The sequence below is a fragment of the Cellulosimicrobium sp. MI9406 genome (assembly GCF_040595865.1).
In the GTDB taxonomy this organism is placed as follows: domain Bacteria; phylum Actinomycetota; class Actinomycetes; order Actinomycetales; family Cellulomonadaceae; genus Cellulosimicrobium; species Cellulosimicrobium funkei.
Map to the genome: position 1 here is coordinate 14,519 of NZ_JALIZI010000004.1, position 20,227 is coordinate 34,745.

The window sequence follows — 20,227 nt, forward strand, 5'->3', positions numbered from 1 at the left end:
GTCGACCGCTCGCCGTCCGCCGCTGACCACCCGGACCCGAACGAGGAACTCCCGTGCGAATCAAGCTCACGCTGCACCGCCCCGACGCCAGCACGACGAACGTCGCCGTCACGGCCGACGCGACGGCGTCGGTGCGCGACGTCGCCGAGGCGCTGTTCGCGGGCGACCCGACGCGCGCGGGCACCGCCGTCCCGGACCGGCTCACGCTGCAGGTCGGGACGTCGCCGTCGGGCAGCGGCCAGGGCCGCGTGCTGTCGCCGACGAGCGACCTCGTCGAGGCGGGCCTGCGCTCGGGGTCGACCGTCTCGATCGTGCGGGTCTCCGAGCAGTTCGACTCGCCCGGGCAGGACCGCGGGGCCGCGGTCGCCGTGCTGCGCGTGCTGGAGGGCCCCGACGCGGGGCGCGAGTTCTCGCTGCCCGTCGGCACGAGCTACCTCGGGCGCGACCGCAACATGGACATCCGCCTGAGCGACCCGCAGGTGTCGAAGCGGCACGCGCGCATCACGGTCGGCGAGACGATCGAGATCACGGACACGAACTCCGCGAACGGCCTGGTCATGGGCGGTCAGCGCATGCTGCGCTCGACGCTCACGTCCGCGGACACCGTGACCATCGGCTCGACCGTGGTCTCGGTCGTCGCGCTGCACCGCACGACGAGCCTCGCGCCGACGAGCCCCGTCGTGGAGTTCAACCGGTCCCCGCGCGTCGTGGCCCGCTTCGGCGAGCGCAAGCTGCGCGCGCCCAAGCCGCCGCAGCCGCCCGAGCCGCAGCGGTTCCCCTACCTCGCGATGGTCGCGCCGCTCCTCATGGGCGTGATCCTCTACTCCGTCACGCGCAACGTCCTGTCGATCGTCTTCATCGGGCTCAGCCCGATCCTCATGCTCGGCAACTACCTCGACCAGAAGGTGCAGGCGCGGCGCAAGCTCAAGGCGCAGCGCGAGCAGTTCGAGGCTGCCGTCGTCGCGATGCGCGACACGATCGACCGCACGCACGCGGTCGAGCGCGCGGTGCGGCTCTCCGAGGCGCCCTCGGTGGCCGACACGGTCGACGCGGTGCGGCGCCTCGGCGGCCTGCTGTGGACGCACCGCCCGGAGCACGACGCGTTCCTCTCCGTCCGGATCGGTCTCGGCTCCGCGCCCGCGCGCACGCAGCTCGAGCAGCCGAACGAGAACAACACGCTGCCGGAGTACTGGAACGAGCTCGAGAAGCTGCACGCGCAGTGCGCCACGATCTCCGGCGTCCCGGTCGTCGCGCGCCTGCGGACCGACGGCGCGCTCGGCGTCGCGGGGGCGGGCGCCGCGGTCGACGCCGTCGCGCGCGGTGTGCTGGTCCAGCTCGCGGGCCTGCACTCGCCGTCGGAGCTCGTGCTCGCCGCCGTGACGTCGCAGCGCTCGCGTGCGGACTGGGAGTGGCTCGAGTGGCTCCCGCACACCGGGTCGGCCCACAGCCCGCTGGGCGGCGAGCACCTCGCCGACAACCCGGGGGCCGCGCAGTCGCTCCTGTCCCGGCTCGAGGACCTCGTCGAGCTGCGCGGTGCCGACCTCGGCACGCACGCCGAGCTGCGCGGGCCGATCGACCCCGAGGAGGGAGAGGACACCCCCAAGCCGGTCCTGCCGACCGTCGTCGTGCTCGTCGAGGACGACGCCCCGGTCGACCGCTCGCGCCTCACGCGCCTCGTCGAGCGCGGCGCGGACGCCGGCGTGCACGTCGTGTGGGTCGCGCCGTCCGTCGAGCAGCTCCCGGCCGCGTGCCGCACGTTCGTGCTCGTGGACACCGTCGACACCGCCGACACCCCGGGCGGCTCCGCCGGCGCGACGAGCGGCGAGGTCCGCGTCGGGCGCCTGACCTTCCCCGTCGCGTGCGAGACGGTGGACCTCGCGACGGCGCACGAGGTCGCGCGCATCCTGGCCCCGGTGGTCGACGTCGGCGCGCCCGTCGACGACGACTCCGACCTCCCGCGCTCGGTCTCCTACCTCGCGCTCGCGGGCACGGCGCTCGCGGAGGACCCGAGCCGGCTCATCGACGCGTGGCGCGAGAACGGGTCGCTCACGCCGCGCGACGGCTCCCCGCCGGTACGGCGCTCGGCGCCGACCAACCTGCGCGGGCTCGTCGGCCACTCCGGCACGGAGCCCCTGTACCTCGACCTGCGCACGCAGGGCCCGCACGCGCTCGTGGGCGGGACGACGGGTGCGGGCAAGTCCGAGTTCCTCCAGTCCTGGGTGCTCGGCATGGCCGCCGCGCACAGCCCGGACCGCGTGACGTTCCTGTTCGTCGACTACAAGGGCGGCGCCGCGTTCGCGGACTGCGTGAACCTGCCGCACACCGTCGGGCTCGTCACGGACCTCTCGCCCCACCTCGTGCGCCGCGCGCTCACGTCGCTGCGGGCCGAGCTGCGCTACCGCGAGCACCTGCTCAACCGGAAGAAGGCCAAGGACCTCGCGTCCCTCGAGCGCACGGGCGACCCGGACGCGCCGCCGAGCCTGCTCATCGTCGTCGACGAGTTCGCGGCCCTGGTCAACGAGGTCCCCGAGTTCGTGGACGGCGTCGTGGACGTCGCCCAGCGCGGCCGGTCCCTCGGGCTGCACCTCATCCTCGCCACGCAGCGTCCCGCGGGCGTCATCAAGGACAACCTGCGCGCCAACACGAACCTGCGCGTCGCGCTGCGCATGGCCGACGAGGACGACTCGACGGACATCCTCGGCATCCCCATGGCCGCGCACTTCGACCCGTCGATCCCGGGCCGCGGCGCCGTGAAGACCGGCCCCGGCCGGATCACGCCGTTCCAGACCGGCTACGCCGGCGGCTGGACGACGTCGCGCCCCGAGCGTCCCCGGATCGACGTGCAGGAGATGTCGTTCGGCACCGGGGTGCGCTGGGAGCTCCCGGAGCCCGAGGTCGAGGAGGTCACGGACCCCGGCCCCAACGACATCGCGCGCGTCGTCGCGACGATCTCGCGGGCCGCGACCGAGGCCGCCGTCCCGATGCCGCGCAAGCCGTGGCTCGCCGAGCTCGCGCCGACGTACGACCTCGCGCGCCTGCCCAACCCGCGCACGGACACGATGCTGCTGCTCGGCGTGGAGGACGACCCGAAGTCGCAGGCCCAGCCGACGGTGTTCTACGAGCCCGACCGCGACGGCAACATGGCGATCTACGGCACGGGAGGCTCGGGCAAGAGCGCGACGCTGCGGACGATCGCGGTCTCGGCCGCCATCACCGCGCGCGGCGGCCCCGTCCAGGTGTACGCGATCGACGCGGGCGCGAGCGGCCTGCGGATGCTCGAGGACCTGCCGCACGTCGGCGCCGTCATCTCGGGCGACGACGAGGAGCGCGTCCAGCGCCTGCTGCGCACCCTGCGCGACCTCGTGGACGAGCGGTCCGCCCGCTACGCCGCCGTCCGCGCGGGCAGCCTCGACGAGTACCGCCGGCTCGCCGGCGCGCCCGACGAGCCGCGCATCCTGCTCCTGGTCGACGGCATCGGTGCGTTCCGCGAGTCGTACGAGTTCCGGCCCGCGCACGCGTTCCCCGTGTGGGGCGCGTTCACGGCCGTCGCGACCGACGGGCGCCAGGTCGGCGTCCACGTCGTCGTCGCGGGCGACCGCGCGGCGTCCGTCCCGACGTCGCTCGGCTCGACGATCCAGAAGCGGCTCGTGCTGCGCCTCGCGAGCGAGGACGACTACCTGACGCTCGGCGTCCCGAAGGACGTGCTGTCGCTGACGTCCCCGCCCGGTCGCGGCGTCCTCGACGAGAACGAGGTCCAGGTCGCGGTGCTCGGTGGCGACCCGAACGTCGCGCTCCAGGCGCGCGAGCTCGGCAAGCTCCGCGACGCGATGACGCGGCTCGGCATCCCGCAGGCGCCGGGCGTCGAGCGGCTGCCGGACGGCTTCGCGCTCGAGTCGCTGCCCGAGGTCACGGGCGGGCGCCCGACGATCGGCCTCGACGACCTCGACATCGCGCCCGTGGGGCTCCCCGCGCGCGGCACGTTCATGCTCTCCGGCCCTCCCGGGGGCGGCCGCACGACGGCGCTCGTCACCATCGCGCAGGCCGTGCGCCGGGCGCGCGCGGGCCGGGTCGTGTACCTCTCGCCGCGCCGCACGAGCATCTCGGCGCTCGACGCGTGGGACACCGTCGCGACGTCGCCCGAGGAGGTCGTGACGCTCCTCGAGACGCTCACCCAGGCGATCGAGGGCGGGTCGCTGCGTCCTGGCACGCTCACGGTGCTGGTCGAGTCGGTGACCGAGTTCACCGGCACCCCGGCCGAGCAGCCGCTCGTCGCGTTCGTGCGGGCCGCCACGCGGGCCGAGCAGCTCGTCGTGGGCGAGGCGGAGTCCTCGACGTGGGGCCAGGCGTGGGCGATCGCGCAGCCGTTCAAGGCGGGCCGCACCGGTCTGCTCCTGACGCCCGGCGACCTCGACGGCGACACGCTGCTCGGGACGGGGCTGGGCCGCATCCGCCGCGCGGACTTCCCGCCGGGACGCGGTTTCCTCGTGGTCTCGGGGAGGGCACGCAAGCTGCACGTCGCGCTCCCGCGGTAGCGACGTGACGACCACGGGCACCTCATGGGGACACCTCCCCATCGACGGCGCTCGTGGCCCGATGGTTGAGTACTGCCATCGACAACGGGACGACGTCCACGCAGGGTGGGGGTCGAGACACAGAAGGAGAACACCATGGCTGGTGGCATGTGGGGCGCGAACGTCGAGGAGCTCCGTGGGCTCGGTCAGACGCTGCAGCAGAAGGCGGACGAGATCCGGACGACGATGCAGAACCTGAACTCCCAGATCCAGAGCGTGCCGTGGGAGGGCCCCGACGCCCAGCAGTTCAAGGGCAGCGACTGGCCGGCCGCGCAGACGCAGCTGAACAACGTCGCGCAGACGCTGACGGACGCGGGCCAGAAGGCCACGCAGAACGCGCAGCAGCAGGAGCAGGCTTCGAACAGCTGATCCGGCTGAGCTCCGCCGAGGGCGCGGGACCCCGAGAGGGTCCCGCGCCCTCGGCGTACGCACGCCCGGCGTCGGGTGCGAGACTGCTGACGCGCCCGGTGGCGCCCACCCCCGACGAGAGGACCTGACGCATGACCGAGCTGCGCTACCCGAGCGACGACTTCCCCGCGCCCGTGGGGGTGCGCGTGGTCGCGCCGGAGAGGTGGGTCCCGCTCCCGCACGTGGGCCTGCCGCTCGCGCTCGGCCGCGAGGTCGAGCCGGGGGAGTTCAACCCGAACGTCATCGTCACGGTGTCGCGGATCCGGGCGGAGCAGACGCTCGAGGACGCGCACGCCGAGGTGCTCCGCAAGCTCCGGCCGATGCCGCGCCTGCGCGAGCTCGACGGCGGCGAGGTGGACGTCGACGGCCTGCCGGGGCGCTGGCTGGAGGCGTCGTTCAAGGGGGGCGGGGGCACGGTCCTCGTGCAGGCGGTGCGCACCGTCGTGGTCCCGCGCGGCCCCGTGGCCGACCTCGTGCAGACGACGGGGACGTGCACGCTGACGCAGCACCCGTGGGCCGCGGGGGAGATCCGCGCGGTCCAGGAGAGCCTCCGCGTCGACCGCTGACCCCCGGCGTTACATTCGCCCGGACCGCAAGACGGGGTATCCAGCAGGCGAGACCGGTGTCAGGCTGGTCACGGAGGAGAGGGTCTGAGTGAGGCGACCCTCACCCCAGTCGTACAATCGAGAGGTCTCCTGCGGCCGGTACCCACCGGTCGACGCGGAACGGCCCGTCGGCCGCGCGGGAGAGACCCCCGTCCTCGACCGGAAGGCGCCCTGTCCTGTGAGCAGCATCCGTCCACTGCGCGTCGCGATCGTCGGCGCTGGTCCCGCCGGGATCTACGCCGCGGACATCCTGTCCAAGACCGACCTCGACGTGAGCATCGACCTGTTCGAGCGCCTGCCCGCGCCGTTCGGCCTCGTGCGCTACGGCGTCGCGCCGGACCACCCGCGCATCAAGCAGATCATCGTCGCGCTCCACAAGGTGCTGAGCCGCGGCGACATCCGCCTGCTCGCGAACGTGGACTACGGCGTCGACCTCAAGCTGGACGACCTGCGCCAGTACTACGACGCGGTGATCTTCTCGACCGGCTCGATCCGTGACGCGGCGCTCCCGATCGAGGGCATCGACCTCCCGGGCTCCTACGGCGCGGCGGACTTCGTGTCCTGGTACGACGGCCACCCCGACGTCCCGCGCACGTGGCCGCTCGAGGCCCAGCAGGTCGCGGTCCTCGGTGCCGGCAACGTCGCGCTCGACGTCGCGCGCGTGCTCGCCAAGCACGCGGACGACCTGCTGCCGACCGAGGTCCCGCAGAACGTCTACGAGGCGCTCAAGGCGTCGCCGGTCACCGACGTGCACGTCTTCGCGCGCCGCGGCCCGGCGCAGGCCAAGTTCTCGCCGCTCGAGCTGCGCGAGCTGGGCCACGTCCCGGACGTCGACGTCATCGTCTACCCGGAGGACTTCGAGTTCGACGAGGGCTCGATGGCCGCCATCAGCTCCTCGAACCAGACGAAGCAGGTCGTCAAGACCCTCACCGACTGGACGCTCAAGGACCCGAGCGAGAACACGGCGTCGCGCCGCCTGCACCTGCACTTCCTCCACGCGCCGTCGGCCGTCCTCGGCGACGGCAAGGTCGAGGCGCTGCGGACCGAGCGCACGCGTCTCAACGGCGACGGCACGGTGTCCGGGACGGGCGAGTTCCACGAGTGGCCCGTCCAGGCCGTGTACCGCGCGGTCGGCTACTTCGGCTCGCCGCTCCCGGAGATCCCCTTCGACGAGCTCAAGGGCGTCATCCCCAACCGCGAGGGCCGCGTCGTCGACATCGACGGCGAGCACCTCCCCGGCGTCTACGCGACGGGGTGGATCAAGCGCGGTCCCGTGGGCCTCATCGGGCACACGAAGTCCGACGCGTCCGAGACCGTCCGGCACCTCGTCGAGGACGTCACGGGCGCGGGCGACGGCGGCGACGTCGCGGCGGCCGACCTCACGGCGGGCCGCGTCGCGCCGCTCGGCGAGCCCGAGGCCGTCCTGGACTTCCTGCGCGAGCGCGGCGTCGACCCGATCGAGTGGTCGGGCTGGGAGCTCCTGGACGCGTACGAGCGCTCGCTCGGCGAGCCGCACGGGCGCGAGCGCATCAAGGTCGTGCCGCGCGAGGACATGATCCGCGTCGCGCGCGGCCAGTCGCAGGCCGGCTGACCCGGCCCCGGCCGCACGCCCGCCGTCGTCGTCCCGGGCGTGGTCCGGGACCTCCCTCGTCGCGGGTGCCCGACGCCGTCGCCCCGCCCGGGAACGGGACGGTCGCCTCGGGCGTTCATCCAGGTGGGCGTCGGCAGGGTCGGCGCCCGTCGGGCGCCCGGCACACCGCGCGGGCGGGCCCGGGGCGCGGAAGGGAGCACAGCGTGGGGCGTCAGCACTTCAACGGTCTCAAGACGGCGGGCCTGTTCGGCGTCATGTGGGCCATCGTCCTGGGCCTGTGGGCCCTGTTCGGCGCGCGCGCGAACCTGCTGTGGGTGTTCGTCGGCATCGGCCTCGTCACGACGTTCTACGGCTACTGGAACTCCGACAAGATCGCGATCCGCGCGATGCACGCGCGCCCGGTGAGCGAGCTCGAGCAGCCCGCCATGTACCGGATCGTGCGCGAGCTCTCGACCGAGGCGCGCCAGCCGATGCCGCGCCTGTACGTCTCGCCCACCCAGGCGCCCAACGCGTTCGCGACGGGTCGCAACCCGAAGAACGCGGCCGTGTGCTGCACCGAGGGCATCCTGCGCCTGCTCGACGAGCGCGAGCTGCGCGGCGTCCTCGGGCACGAGCTCATGCACGTGTACAACCGCGACATCCTCACGTCGTCGGTCGCCGGCGCGCTCGCCGGGGTCATCACGTCGCTCGCGCAGTTCCTGCTGATCTTCGGCGGCGACCGCGACCGGGGCGGCAACCCGCTCGCGGCGATCGCCATGGTGGTCCTCGCGCCGATCGCGGCGATGCTCGTGCAGCTCGCGATCTCGCGCACGCGCGAGTACGACGCGGACGAGGACGGCGCGAAGCTCACCGGGGACCCCCTCGCGCTCGCGTCCGCGCTGCGCAAGCTCGACGCCGGGACGCAGCGCGCCCCGCTGCCGCAGAACCGCGACCTCGTCGACGTCTCGCACCTCATGATCGCCAACCCGTTCCGCGGCGCGGGCGTCGGCAAGATGTTCGCGACCCACCCGCCGATGGCGGAGCGCATCAAGCGCCTCGAGGCGATGGCCGGCCACGGCCCGGGCTACGGCGGCATCACGTACCACTGACCGGCCCGCACCGGAGTGCAGGGCCTGGAGCGCGGTGGCCGCGCTCAGCGGGCCGTCGTCCTCCTCGGCGCGCCGCGCAGCGCCTCGACGGCGTCGAGCAGGACGCGCGCGACGCCGTCGTGGTCGTTCGAGCCCGTGCGGTCGGTCGCCGCAGCGAGCACGTCGGGGTGCGCGTTCGCGACGGCGAACGAGCGCCCTGCCCAGCGCAGCATGGGCAGGTCGTTGGGCATGTCGCCGAACGCCCAGACGTCGTGCGGTTCGACGCCGAGGCGCGCGCACCAGCGCGCGAGCGCGGCGTCCTTGGTGACCGTCGGGGCGAGCAGCTCGGCGAGCCCTGCCGCGCCGGAGTAGGCGAGGTGGGCGCGGTCCCCGACGGCGTCGCGCACGCGCGCGAAGAACGTCTCCTGCGCCGTCGTCTGCCCGTCCGCGACGACGACCGGCTGCGTCGCGGGGGCGTCCTCGACGGGCACGGCGGGGTCGCGCGCGAGGATCTTGCCGACGGGCTGCCGTCCCGCGTCGCCCGGCGCGTCGTCGTGGCCGAGCGTCGTCTCGACCACGGCGACGACGTCGGCGTCGTCGTCCGGCGTGGAGCGGAAGCCCGGGTCGAACGTCGGGCCGTCGACGCGCTCGAACGCGAGCGCGACGCCCGGGACGGCGGCCCGCAGGTCTTCGACGAGCGTCGAGGCCTCGCTGTCCGTGAAGCCGCACACGTCGAGCGGGCTCGCGGTCGCGAGGTCCCAGACGGCGGCCCCACCGAGGCAGATGACGTGCCCGTGCCCGCCCACGACGTCGGCCAGCGCGCCGAGCCAGCGCGGCGGCCGGGCGGTGACGAACACCACCTCGACGCCCGCGTGCTCGGCCGCGCGCAGGGCGGAGCGGGTGCGCTCCGAGACGGTGCCGTCGGAGCGCAGGAGCGTGCCGTCGAGGTCCGTCGCGACGACGCGCGGGAGCCCGCTCGGCGACGCGGCGGGACGGCCCGGCGCGACCGGGCGCGGGCCGCCGTCGGGCACGGTCACGGTGGCTACCGGTAGTTCGTGAACTGCAGCGCGACGTCGAGGTCGGCGCCCTTGAGCAGCGCGATGACGGTCTGGAGGTCGTCGCGCGACTTGCTCGTCACGCGCACCTCGTCGCCCGTGATCTGGGTCTTCACGGCCTTGGGGCCCTCGTCGCGGATGATCTTGGTGATCTTCTTCGCGTTCTCGCTCGACAGGCCCTCCTTGAGGGTCGCGACGAGGCGGTACTCCTTGCCCGACGCCTTGGGCTCCTTGTCGCCCGTGTCGAGGGACTTGAGCGAGATGCCGCGCTTGATGAGCTTGGTCTCGAACACGTCGAGGATCGCGAGCACGCGCTCGGCCGAGTTGGCGACCATGACGATCGTCTCGCCGCTCCAGGCGATCGACGCGCCGACGTTGCGGAAGTCGTAGCGCTGCGAGACCTCCTTGGCGGCCTGGTTCAGCGCGTTGTCGACCTCCTGGCGGTCGACCTTGCTGACGATGTCGAACGACGAGTCGGCCATGGGTGGTCCTCTCTCGGGCCGGGAACGGTGCTGGGTCCCACCGTAGTCGAGCGTGCTCAGCGGCGGGCCGCGAGGCGCGTCGCGCGGGCGGTGCGCAGACCGTCGACCGACAGCACGACGAGCGCGAGCCAGACGAGCCCGAAGCCCGCCCACCGCGTCGGCGACATGGGCTCGTGGAACACGAGCAGGCCGAACAGGAACTGCAGCGCGGGGCCCAGGTACTGCAGGAGGCCGACGACGCTCAGCGGCAGCCGCCGGGCGGCCGCGCTGAACAGCAGCAGCGGCAGGGCCGTGACGATCCCGGCGGAGGCGAGCAGCAGCGCGTGCCCGACGCCCTCGGTGCCGAACGTGCCGGCTCCCGTGGCGCCCAGCCACCCGAGGTAGACGAGCGCGACGGGCGTGAGCACCGCCGTCTCGACGGCGAGCCCCGGGAGCGCCTCGACAGTGCGGCCCACGCGGTTCTTCACCAGGCCGTAGAGGCCGAACGAGCCGGCGAGGACGAGCGCGATCCACGGCAGGCCGCCGGCACCGGTGCTGATGACGACGACGGCGGCCGCGCCGACGCCGACCGCGACCCACTGCGCGGGCCGCAGCCGCTCGCGCAGGACCGCCACGGCGAGGAGCACGGTGACGAGCGGGTTGATGAAGTACCCGAGCGCGGCGTCCAGCACGTGGCCGGAGAGGACGCCGTACACGTAGACCGTCCAGTTCGTCACGATGAGGACGGCGGCGACGGCGAGCGTCCCGAGCGTCCGGGGCGACCGGAGGGCGGCGACGAAGCCCCCGAGCTGGCGTGTCGCGGCGAGCAGCACGAGACAGAAGAGCAGGCTCCACACGACGCGGTGGGCGATGATCTCGAGCGGTGCGGCCGGCTCCAGGAGCGGGAAGTACAGGGGCATCGCGCCCCAGAGGAAGAACGCGCCGGCACCGAGCAGCAGGCCCCAGCGGTCCGTCGGGGCGGGTGCGCCGCGGTCCGTGCCCGACGGCGCGGGTGCCGCGGCGTCGGACGGTGCGGCGGGGACGGACGGGGCGTCGGGGGGCGCGGGCGTCCCGGTGCCGGGGAGGTGGTCCGGCGCGGGAGAGGGGTGGGTCACCGCACCACTGTACGGAGGGGCGCCCACACGCGGATTTCGCACCTGGTCCGCTCGGGCTGTATCGTTGGCTCGCCCGCACGGCAGGGGCTGCACCTGGTGCAGCGTCCACCGGCGAGCGACAACTCCACACGGCAGGTTGCCCGAGCGGCCAAAGGGATCTGACTGTAAATCAGACGGCTCAGCCTTCGGGGGTTCGAATCCCTCACCTGCCACCGGAGCGACGGGGCGTCACCCACGGGTGGCGCCCCGTCGTCGTGCCGGTCCGGTGCGTGGGGCGTGCCCCGCGAGCGCGTCGCCGGCACGGTCCGACGGCCCGGAAACGGCGGAACGACGCCGATTTCTCTCGGCGCCATGTTCCGTGTAGAGTTTTCCGCGCTGCCCCGATAGCTCAGTCGGCAGAGCGTCTCCATGGTAAGGAGAAGGTCAAGGGTTCGATTCCCTTTCGGGGCTCTGTGGTGACGCGGGGTCGTCTTGCTGGAATACTGCAAGGCGACCTCGCGTTCAGTCACGCGGCGGGGTAGCTCAGATGGTTAGAGCGCACGACTCATAATCGTGAGGTCGCGGGTTCGATCCCCGCCTCCGCTACCACTTTCGACAACCTCGTACGGCGGCCGGCGTCGTGCGACCTGCACAGCACATGCGCCCTCCGGAGGCGCGAGAGGTGGCTCACTACCGTGGCAAGCAAGAGCGCTGACGTTCGCCCCAAGATCACGCTGGCCTGCGTGGACTGCAAGGAGCGCAACTACATCACGAAGAAGAACCGTCGCAACGACCCGGACCGCCTGGAGCTCGCGAAGTTCTGCCCGCGCTGCGGCAAGCACACCGCGCACCGCGAGACCCGCTGAGCCTCCGGCTCCGCGCCCGCGACCCGCAGTGAGCGTCAACCTGGCCTATGTCGGCCGCGAGTACCCCGCCAACGCGCCGTACTCGGTGGGGCGCGAGAAGCTGCGCGAGTTCGCGGGCGCCGTCGGCGCCACCCACCCCGTGCACCACGACCTCGTGGCGGCGCGGGGTGCTGGCTATCCGGACCTCGTCGCACCTCCGACCTTCGCGGTCGTCGTCGCCCAGCGGGCGGAGGGGCAGCTCATCGAGGACCCGGAGGCGGGCATCGACTTCTCGCGCGTCGTCCACGCGGACGAGCGCTTCACGCACCACCGGCCGATCGTCGCGGGCGACGAGCTCGTGACCGTGCTGCACGTGGACTCGATCGTCGAGCGAGCCGGCCTCGCGATGGTCACCACGCGCTGCGAGATCGCGGCCCTGTCCGACGCCGGCGCCGAGCCGGTCGCGACCGTCACCTCGACCCTCGCCGTCCGCGGGGAGGGCGCATGAGCACCGACGTCACCCGTCCCGTCCTCGCCGACCTCTCCGTCGGCGACGTGATCGGCACGCGCACGGTCGAGGTCGACCGCGCCCGCCTCGTGCGGTACGCCGGTGCGAGCGGCGACTTCAACCCCATCCACTGGAACGACGCGTTCGCGGCCGAGGTCGGCCTGCCGGGCGTCATCGCGCACGGCATGTTCACCATGGGGGCCGCCGTCGCGCTGGTGGAGGACTGGGCCGGTGACCCGGGCGCGGTCGTCGACTACCAGACGCGCTTCACCCGCCCCGTGCCCGTGCCCAACCCGGGCGTCGCGACGCTCGAGGTGACGGGCACCGTCGGCGCGATCGACGGCGAGGCGGGCACCGTCCGCGTCGACCTCACGGTCACGTTCGAGGGCGCACGCGTGCTCGGCAAGACGCAGGCCGTCGTCCGCCTCTGACCCGCGGTCGCCCGGGGCGACCACGCGCTCCTGACGCCACGAGGGCGCCGCACCCGGCCGGGTGCGGCGCCCTTGTCGTCTCGAGGACTCAGCAGGTCTTCCAGCAGTCGGGGCCGCCGCTCGCCGGGGGCGGCCCGGCGACCTCTCCCTCGTCGAGATACGTGGTGTGCAGCACGACGTGCTGCAGTGCGGCGGCGCCGTCGCCGTCCGACCCCGCGGTCGGGGCGTCGGCGGTGGGCTCGGAGCCGGACGTGCCGAGATCGACGTCGAAGGTGAGCTCGAGGAGCCGGTGCTCCGCCGTGTCGTAGACGAGCCGCACGATCCGGTTGCTCTGGTCCTGGCCGACCCATTCGAGGCCCTCCCCGGTACGCCCCTGCGTGTCCTGGACGGCGCCGAGCGGGGTGCTGGCCGCCAGCCCGGTGAGCGTCGCCCAGAGCCCGTCGCGCACGGCGGGCGAGGTGGGGCCGCTGTGCAACAGGTTCCACGTCTTCTGGGCGAGCGCGTCCTCGTTCACGGTCCCGACCTCCGCCCGGACGCTGTCGCGCAGGAGCGCGTCGAGCTCCGCCGGGTCCGTCGGGAGCGTGGCGAGCTCGTCCCAGCCGAGCCGGACGTGCTCCCCGTCGATGACGAGCGACCCGAACGTCGAGCCGGGCGAGGGTTCCATGGCGTCGTCCCCCTCGAAGGCTCGGTACGAGTCGCCCTCCGGATCACGCGCGGTCCAGTACGTGATGCCCTGCGAGCGCTCCTCGGTCCGTCCGTCGCTGGTCGTCTCCGTGCTGGTCGTCAGGGTGCGGACGCGCCAGTACGGCCCGTCGGCCGGGCCGTTGCCCTGCGGCCTCCCGTCGGGGACCGGCGCCGCGGCGTCGCCGCCGCTCGCCGGAGCGATCTGCGACGGGTGCGTGGGACTGGGCTCCGACCAGTAGGACGCCGCACCCACCCCGCCGGCGACGATCGCGAGCGCGCACAGGCCCGAGACCACGGTGCGGCGCCGTCGTCGGCTGCGGCGGGCCGTCGGGAGCACGCGGTCGGTGTCGACGTCGATGCGGGGGGCGAGCGTGTCGACCCGTGCGCGCAGCGCGCGCACGAACGTCTCGTCGTCGGTCGGAAGGGTGCCGGTCATGGCTGCCTCCTGTCGGTCCGGTCGGTGGGGCGGTGGTGCGGCGCGCCGGCGGTGCCGAGGACGGAGCGGAGCTGTCCGAGCCCGCGGGACGCCGTGGACTTCACGGTGCCGACGGAGACGCCGAGGTCGTCGGCGACCTCCCTCTCGCTCAGCCCGACGAGGTGGCGCAGCACGACGACCCGGCGCTGGCGGGCCGTGAGCGTCGCGAGCGCGCGGACGAGGGCGTCCCGCTCGGCGTGCTGGTCGGCCCGGGCGTCGCTCGCCGTCTCGGGTAGGTCGGGCGGCGCGACGAGCACCTCCCGTCGTCGGCGGCGCCACGTGTCGACCCGCAGATTGGCGAGGGTGCGGCGGGCGTACGCGTAGGGATCGCGCTCACGGGCCGTGCGCCAGTGCAGGTACGTGCGGGTCAGGGCCTGCTGGACGAGCTCGTCGGCCAGGTGCGCGTCGCCGCACAGCAGCCACGCGGTGCGCGCGAGCCGGGGAGCGGCGCTCGCCATGAAGTCGCTGAACTCCTGCTCGTGCGACGTGACCACCCGGACGACGGGGAGCAGGGCGTCGGGTGGTGGGCTCTCGTCGGGCTGGTCGTCGGCCGAGAGGGCGATCGCGTTCACGGTCATGACTGTCACACGCGCGAGGGCTCCCGAAGGTTGAGTCTCCGGCGTGCGATGCGGCGCACCGGGTTCGATACGTCTCGCCTCGGCACACCCCTTTCGCCGTGAGAGCGCTCCCACTATGGTGGGTCGCGCCACTCACGACGTCGAAGGAGACGCTCATGACCCAGCTCGACGGCCGCTCTGGACGGCCCGACCTCACCGCGCACGACCCCGGTCCCGCTCGCGGCGTCGACCGACGCACCGTCCTCGCCCTCGGCGGCGCGCTCGCGCTCGCGGGGCTGACCGCGACCCCGGCGGCGGCCCGCTCGGGTGCGACCCTGCCTGCGGCGACGGGCGCCGTCGGGCAGACTGCCGGCGTCCCGGCGCGGGGCCGCGCGGCGTCGGTCCAGCGCGCCCACGGCTTCCTCGCCGCGGCGACCGACGCCTACCCGGAGGTGAACCCCGGCCCGCGGCTCGCGCAGTCCTACGCCGACCAGCTCGGGCTGTTCTCCACCGCGTTCGTCTACGACAACGCCCTCGCGATCCTCGCGACGCTCACCGCGGGGCGACGCCACCTCGACCGCGCGCGGGCGCTCGGCGACGGGCTCGTCTTCGCGCTCGAGCACGACCCCGACCACGACGACGGCCGGCTCCGGCAGGCGTACAACGTCGGGCCCTACACGTTCTACGACGGCACGCCGCAGGAGCACGGGCTCGTGCTCCCCGACGGGACGGCGAACGTCGGGTGGCAGTTCGGCTTCCTCGGGACGGCGGTCGGGGACATGGCGTGGCCGGGCATCGCCCTGCTGCACCTGCACGCCGTGACGCGCGAGCGACGCTACCTCGACGCCGCCCGGCGGATCGGCGAGTGGATCGTCGCGCACACGTGGTCGCAGGCGCCCCTCGGCGGGTTCTCGTTCGGCGTGGACGGCGCGAACGTCCCGATCCCCAACGGCTCGACCGAGCACAACGTCGACTGCGTCGCGTTCTTCCGCCAGCTCGGGTCCGTGACGCGCGACCGGCGCTGGAGCCGTGCCGCCGAGCACGCGCGCGCGTTCGTCGACCGCATGTGGGAGCCCGAGGGCGGCTACCTCTACACCGGCACGAACGACGGCACCGAGATCAACCGGGACCCGCTCCCGCTCGACCCGCAGACGTGGGGGTGGCTCGCGCTGCGCGAGCGGCGCTACGCCCGTGCCCTGGACTGGGCGGACGACGCGCTGGCCGCGCGCGACGTCGCGGGCGAGGGGGTGTCGCAGCTCCCCGCGGGCACGGTCGTCGAGGGCGTGACGTTCTCGAGCGCGAGCCTCACGTCGACGGCCTCGTACAACGACCTGCCGGTGCACCCGCAGGGCGTGTGGCTGGAGGGGACGGCGCAGCTCGCGTCGGCGCTCGCGGACCGCGGGGCGCGCGGGCGGGGGAGCCGCGACGACCGGCGGCGGGGGCGCCGGGGCTGCGAGCGGGACGACGACCGGGTCCGCGCCGAGGGCCTGCTGCGGGAGGTCCAGGGCGTGCAGGAGGGCGTCGGCGCCGGTCAGACGATCGGGGGCGCGCCGCTGCCCGAGCGCGCGGGCGTCGTCGCGGCGTCGAGCCTGCTCGACTCGGGGTTCGGGTTCGGGTACTTCCAGGTCCAGCACGTCGGCGCGACGTCGTGGTACCTGCTCGCCGCGGCGCGCGCGAACCCGCTCCAGCCGGGCCGGCTGGGCTGACGCGGGGACTCAGGTGGTGGGGGCGGGGCCCGTCGTCGTCCCCACCACGAGCTCGACGTCGAGCTCGACCGTGGTGGGCGCCTCGCCCGCGAGCTGGCGGATGACGGCCAGGCCGAGCTCGGCGCCCTTGCGCGCGAGCGGCTGGTGCACGCTCGTCAGGACGTCGGGGGCCAGCCACGGGAGGTCGAGCCCGTCGAAGCCCGCGACCGAGACGTCGTCGGGCACGCGCAGCCCGAGCTCGCGCGCGGCGAGCAGCGCGCCCGCGGCGAGGAGGTCGGAGTGGGCGATGACGGCGGTCGGCCGGGTCGCGGGGTCGGCCGGCTCGGTCGTCCCGTCGGCCGCGGGGCGGCCGAGCAGGGCGAGCGTGGCGGAGCGGCCGTGCTCGACGAGCGAGGCCTCGGTCTCCCAGCTCGCGACCGGCTCGACGACGTCGCGCACGCCCGCGAGGCGGTTGGCCGTCGGGGTCCGGTCCACCTGCGCGAGCCGCGCGGCGTCGAGCGGTCCGCTGCGGTCGGACGTGTCGAGGGGGAGCGAGACCTCGGCGATGCGCGTGTGCCCGAGCTCGACCAGGTGCCGCACGGCGTCCGCGGTGCCGACGCGGTCGTGGATGAGGACGAGCGGGGCGCCCTCGACGGGGCGGCCCTCGCCGACGACGACGGGCACGCCGCGCCGCTGGAGTGCGGCGAGCGTCGCGTCGTCCGTGCCGACGCCCCACACGAGCACCGCGACGTCCATGGCCGCGCTCTCGACGAGCGGGTCGACGGCGCGTGCGGGGTCGTCGGACGGGATGCCGGGGATGAGCAGCACGCCGAGGCCGTTCTCGCCCAGGGTCGAGACGAGGCCGTCGAGCACCTGGACGGCGACGGGGTCGCGGAACGCGCGGCGCAGCTGGTCGCCGACGACGACCCCGACGACGCCCGACCGGCCCGAGCGGAGCTGGCGGCCCAGCGGGTTCGGTCCGGTGTACCCGAGCTCCTTCGCGGCGTCGAGCACGCGCGCGCGGGTCTCCGGGGTGATCGGCCCGGCGCCGGAGAACGCGAGGGAGGCCGTCGAGACGGAGACCCCCGCGAGCTCGGCGACCTTGGCGAGCGTGGGCCGGTGAGCCGGCGCGGCGGGCGCCGCGGGCTCCCGGTTCCCGGGGGTGTCGCTCATCACGCTCCCTGCCTCCCGCGGGCGCGGGATTCTCGATTGACGCGCGGCCAGCGTACCCGCACACTGGTGACCATGCCTCGAATCGATTCGAAGCGCACTCTCGTCCGTCGGATCGAATCGATTCGAGGAGGTGCTGCGCAGTTCTCGTCCGGCCCCGAGTCCGACGCCCGCGCCCTGGCCAGGGCCCGATGGGTGCTCCTCGGGGTGTTCGCGCTCAACGGCGTCATGATGTCGAGCTGGCTCGCGCGCCTCCCCTCCGTGCGCGACGCGCTCGGCCTGGGCCCCGCAGACCTGGGCGTCGTGCTCCTCGCGGGCGCCGTCGGCGCGCTCCTCACGGTCACCGCGGCCGGGCCCTTCGTCACGCGGTTCGGCGGCCGGGTCGCGTTCGCCGTCTCGGCGGGCCTGTTCGGCGTGGCGTTCCTCCTGCTCGGGCTCGGCCCCGCCACCGGGTCGGTCGCGCTCCTCGCCGTGGGCATCTTCGTCAACGGCATGGCGTTCTCGCTCGGCAACGTGCCGATGAACGTGGAGAGCGCGGGCATCGAGCGGCGCGTCGGGCGCACGATCCTGCCCCAGTTCCACGCCGCGTTCTCCGTCGGCGCCGTCGTGGGCTCGCTGGTCGGCGCGGCGTGCGCGCACGCCGAGGTGCCCGTCGTCGTGCAGTTCGTCGCGACCGGGGTCGTCGCCACGGTGTGGCGGCTCGCCGCGATCCCCGCCACGGTCCACGACACCCTCCCGACGCGGACCCCCGCCCGCGGCACCGCGGCGCCGGCCCCGGTCGACGCGCTCGGCGACGCCGTCGTCGACGTCGAGACGGCGGGCCTGCGCGCGCGCCTCGCCCGGCGCGGCGCCCGGCTCGGCGCCGCGCTGTCGGCATGGCGCGAGCCGCGCACGCTGCTCATCGGTCTCGTCATCCTCTCGGCCGCGCTCTCCGAGGGCTCCGCCAACGACTGGCTGTCCCTCGCCGTCGTGGACGGGTTCGCCCAGACCGAGGCCGTCGGCGCGGTCGTCTTCGGTACGTTCGTCGCCGCCATGACCGTCATGCGCCTCGCGGGCACGCGCCTCATCGACCGGTTCGGCCGCGTCACCGTGCTCCGCGCGTCGGGCGTCGCGTCGATCGCCGGTCTCGTGCTGTTCGGGTTCGCACCGACGCTCCCGCTCGCGGCCGTCGGGGTCGTCCTGTGGGGCTTCGGCGCCGCGCTCGCGGTGCCCGTCGGGATCGCCGCGGCGTCCGACGAGCCCCTGCGGGCCGCGAGCCGTGTCTCGGTCGTGTCGGCGTTCTCCTCGATGGCGTCGCTCGCCGCGCCGCCGCTCCTCGGCCTCGCCGCCGAGGCGATGGGCGCGCGCCACGCGCTCGTCCTCATCGTCGCCGCGATGGTTCTCAGCGTCCTCCTCGCGCGCCAGGTGGCGCCCCTGGGCACCGCCGCTGCCCGCGCGGCGCGCCCGGAGCGCGGCACCGACGACGCCGCACCCGTCGCGGTGCAGGATGGTCGGGTGGACGTCCCGACCCCCGGCGCGCACGGCGCCCCGGACGCCGTGGGCGCCCCCGCCCCGGCCGACGGCGCCCGTCGCCGCCGCCCGTGGCGCAGCGTCCGCGCGGGCGCCTCCGCCACCGCCCACCGGGCCGCGTCCCGCCGCCCCCGCACCCGCCCGTCGCACCGCCGCGAGGAGACCTCCGCATGACCACCGCCCGACCCGACCGCCGCGTCGTCGCCCTCGCCACCTGGTCCGTCTTCGCGGTCTTCTTCCTCAACGGGTTCAACTTCGCGACGTGGGCCTCGCGCCTGCCCGCGGTGCGGGACTCGCTCGGCTTCACCGAGGCGCAGATGGGCCTCCTGCTGCTCTTCATGGCGGTGGGGTCGCTGCTCGCGCTGCCGCTGTCCGGGATGGTCGTCCAGCGGCTCGGTGCCTCGAAGGCCGTGACGGTCTTCGCGGTGACCAACGTCGTCGGGCTCGTCACCGCGGTCACGGGCGTCGCGACGGGGGAGGACGTCGTCGTGCGCGTCGGGCTGTTCCTCGCCGGGATCGGCACCGGCGTGTGGGACGCCGCGATGAACCTCGAGGGCGCCGCCGTCGAGCAGCGGCTCGGCAAGGCGATCATGCCGCGCTTCCACGCCGGGTTCTCGTTCGGCACCATGGCCGGCGCCGGCGTCGGCGCGCTCATGGCCGCGCTGCACGTGCCCGTCCAGGTGCACCTCACGGCCGCCGTCGTGCTGAGCCTCGTCGGCGTCCTGTGGTGCGTGCGGTTCTTCCTCCCCGCGGGCAAGGTGGAGCACGCGGTCGCCGACGCCGTCGAGGACGCCGCCGGTGCCGACCCCGCCGCCGCAGCCGGGAGCGGGGCGTCGCACGGCACGGGCAAGGACGAGCGCGGGGCCCTCAGCGCGTGGACCGAGCCGCGCACCCTCCTCATCGGGCTCGTCGTGCTCGCGGCCGCGCTCACCGAGGGCGCCGCGAACGACTGGGTGAGCCTCGCCGTCGTCGACGGGTTCGGCACGTCCGACGCGATGGGCGCCGTCGGGCTCGCCGTGTTCCTCACCGCCATGACCGGGATGCGCCTGCTCGGGACGGGCCTGCTCGACCGCTACGGCCGCGTCGCCGTCCTGCGCCTGGGCGCCGCGCTCGCGCTGCTCGGTCTGCTCGTGTTCACGCTGTCCCCGAACCTCTGGGTCGCGCTCGTCGGCGTCGTCGCGTGGGGCATGGGTGCCGCGCTCGGGTTCCCCGTGGGGATGAGCGCCGCGTCCGACGACCCCGCGCGCGCCGCCGTGCGCGTGAGCGTCGTCGCGACGATCGGGTACTCCGCGTTCTTCATGGGGCCGCCGCTCATCGGGTTCCTCGCCGAGCACGTCGGCTACCGCGGGGCGCTCCTCGTGATCGCCGTGCCCGTCGTCGTCGGCCTGCTGGTCGTCGGCGCTACGCGTCCGCTCCCCACGGCCGCCGGTGCCGCGGGCCAGCAGGCCGCCCAGGGCGCGGACCGCGCGGGGCGCGCCGACTGACGGGGAACCCGAACTACGCTGGACGGG

General features: G+C 74.5%; 17 protein-coding genes and 3 tRNA genes. 14 read left to right on the forward strand and 6 right to left on the reverse strand.

Going from position 1 to position 20,227, the window contains the following annotated elements; translation table 11 throughout:
* The first annotated feature begins 53 nt into the window (after positions 1–53).
* The 5 genes from MT994_RS08190 to htpX all read left to right on the forward strand — a co-directional run bounded on the left by MT994_RS08190 (position 54) and on the right by htpX (position 8,263).
* Positions 54–4,532, forward strand: a complete 4,479-nt coding sequence (locus MT994_RS08190) for an FtsK/SpoIIIE domain-containing protein (protein ID WP_061268516.1) — start codon at positions 54–56, stop codon at positions 4,530–4,532.
* Positions 4,533–4,667: 135 nt separating this feature from the next.
* Positions 4,668–4,940 carry a hypothetical protein gene (locus tag MT994_RS08195; RefSeq protein ID WP_021482523.1) on the forward strand — a complete coding sequence of 91 codons (273 nt, stop codon included), beginning with the start codon at positions 4,668–4,670 and terminating at the stop codon, positions 4,938–4,940.
* Positions 4,941–5,071: 131 nt separating this feature from the next.
* Positions 5,072–5,545: an LpqN/LpqT family lipoprotein gene (locus tag MT994_RS08200; protein WP_354805866.1), complete on the forward strand. Its 474-nt coding sequence runs from the start codon at positions 5,072–5,074 to the stop codon at positions 5,543–5,545.
* 217 nt (positions 5,546–5,762) lie between these two features.
* Positions 5,763–7,175, forward strand: coding sequence for an FAD-dependent oxidoreductase (locus MT994_RS08205; RefSeq protein ID WP_034653179.1), 1,413 nt, complete (start codon positions 5,763–5,765; stop codon positions 7,173–7,175).
* Between the two features lie 203 nt (positions 7,176–7,378).
* Positions 7,379–8,263: a zinc metalloprotease HtpX gene (htpX, locus tag MT994_RS08210; protein ID WP_021483666.1), complete on the forward strand. Its 885-nt coding sequence runs from the start codon at positions 7,379–7,381 to the stop codon at positions 8,261–8,263.
* Positions 8,264–8,307: 44 nt separating this feature from the next.
* On the opposite strand, the gene MT994_RS08215 is transcribed toward htpX, so the two are convergent.
* The 3 genes from MT994_RS08215 to rarD are packed head-to-tail and all read right to left on the reverse strand — an operon-like array spanning position 8,308 to position 10,873.
* Complete coding sequence (locus MT994_RS08215) at positions 8,308–9,279, reverse strand: HAD family hydrolase (RefSeq protein WP_342065193.1); 972 nt, start codon at positions 9,277–9,279, stop codon at positions 8,308–8,310.
* A gap of 5 nt (positions 9,280–9,284) precedes the next feature.
* Positions 9,285–9,779, reverse strand: coding sequence for a YajQ family cyclic di-GMP-binding protein (locus MT994_RS08220; protein WP_043654125.1), 495 nt, complete (start codon positions 9,777–9,779; stop codon positions 9,285–9,287).
* Positions 9,780–9,835: 56 nt separating this feature from the next.
* Entirely contained in the window at positions 9,836–10,873 is a 1,038-nt protein-coding gene (gene rarD / locus MT994_RS08225; protein WP_076405062.1) for an EamA family transporter RarD, read from the reverse strand.
* A 130-nt stretch (positions 10,874–11,003) separates the two neighbouring features.
* Here rarD and MT994_RS08230 point away from each other — a divergent pair.
* The 6 genes from MT994_RS08230 (at position 11,004) to MT994_RS08255 (ending at position 12,636) form a co-directional block, all read left to right on the forward strand.
* Positions 11,004–11,085, forward strand: a tRNA-Tyr gene (locus MT994_RS08230).
* Positions 11,086–11,250: 165 nt separating this feature from the next.
* Positions 11,251–11,323: transfer RNA gene (locus MT994_RS08235), tRNA-Thr, on the forward strand.
* A 61-nt stretch (positions 11,324–11,384) separates the two neighbouring features.
* Positions 11,385–11,461, forward strand: a tRNA-Met gene (locus MT994_RS08240).
* An 86-nt stretch (positions 11,462–11,547) separates the two neighbouring features.
* Complete coding sequence (gene rpmG / locus MT994_RS08245; protein ID WP_021482899.1) at positions 11,548–11,718, forward strand: 50S ribosomal protein L33; 171 nt, start codon at positions 11,548–11,550, stop codon at positions 11,716–11,718.
* 28 nt (positions 11,719–11,746) lie between these two features.
* Positions 11,747–12,205, forward strand: coding sequence for a MaoC family dehydratase N-terminal domain-containing protein (locus MT994_RS08250; RefSeq protein ID WP_076405063.1), 459 nt, complete (start codon positions 11,747–11,749; stop codon positions 12,203–12,205).
* Positions 12,202–12,636, forward strand: a complete 435-nt coding sequence (locus tag MT994_RS08255; RefSeq protein ID WP_021482901.1) for a MaoC family dehydratase — start codon at positions 12,202–12,204, stop codon at positions 12,634–12,636. The genes MT994_RS08250 and MT994_RS08255 overlap by 4 nt, the downstream gene beginning before the upstream one ends.
* 88 nt (positions 12,637–12,724) lie before the next feature.
* On the opposite strand, the gene MT994_RS08260 is transcribed toward MT994_RS08255, so the two are convergent.
* Both MT994_RS08260 and MT994_RS08265 read right to left on the reverse strand, forming a co-directional pair.
* Positions 12,725–13,756, reverse strand: coding sequence for a hypothetical protein (locus tag MT994_RS08260; RefSeq protein ID WP_076405064.1), 1,032 nt, complete (start codon positions 13,754–13,756; stop codon positions 12,725–12,727).
* On the reverse strand, positions 13,753–14,289 hold the full coding sequence (locus MT994_RS08265; RefSeq protein ID WP_255181242.1) for a SigE family RNA polymerase sigma factor: 537 nt from the start codon (positions 14,287–14,289) through the stop codon (positions 13,753–13,755). The genes MT994_RS08260 and MT994_RS08265 overlap by 4 nt, the downstream gene beginning before the upstream one ends.
* Before the next feature lie 239 nt (positions 14,290–14,528).
* On the opposite strand from MT994_RS08265, the gene MT994_RS08270 reads away from it, so the two are divergent.
* Positions 14,529–16,058 carry a Tat pathway signal sequence domain protein gene (locus tag MT994_RS08270; RefSeq protein ID WP_354805870.1) on the forward strand — a complete coding sequence of 510 codons (1,530 nt, stop codon included), beginning with the start codon at positions 14,529–14,531 and terminating at the stop codon, positions 16,056–16,058.
* A 9-nt stretch (positions 16,059–16,067) separates the two neighbouring features.
* On the opposite strand, the gene MT994_RS08275 is transcribed toward MT994_RS08270, so the two are convergent.
* On the reverse strand, positions 16,068–17,210 hold the full coding sequence (locus MT994_RS08275) for a LacI family DNA-binding transcriptional regulator (RefSeq protein WP_168944725.1): 1,143 nt from the start codon (positions 17,208–17,210) through the stop codon (positions 16,068–16,070).
* A gap of 192 nt (positions 17,211–17,402) precedes the next feature.
* Between MT994_RS08275 and MT994_RS08280 the strand changes: the two genes are divergently transcribed.
* Positions 17,403–18,890: an MFS transporter gene (locus tag MT994_RS08280; RefSeq protein WP_338077385.1), complete on the forward strand. Its 1,488-nt coding sequence runs from the start codon at positions 17,403–17,405 to the stop codon at positions 18,888–18,890.
* On the forward strand, positions 18,887–20,200 hold the full coding sequence (locus MT994_RS08285; protein ID WP_168944723.1) for an MFS transporter: 1,314 nt from the start codon (positions 18,887–18,889) through the stop codon (positions 20,198–20,200). The genes MT994_RS08280 and MT994_RS08285 overlap by 4 nt, the downstream gene beginning before the upstream one ends.
* Positions 20,201–20,227 lie beyond the last annotated feature (27 nt).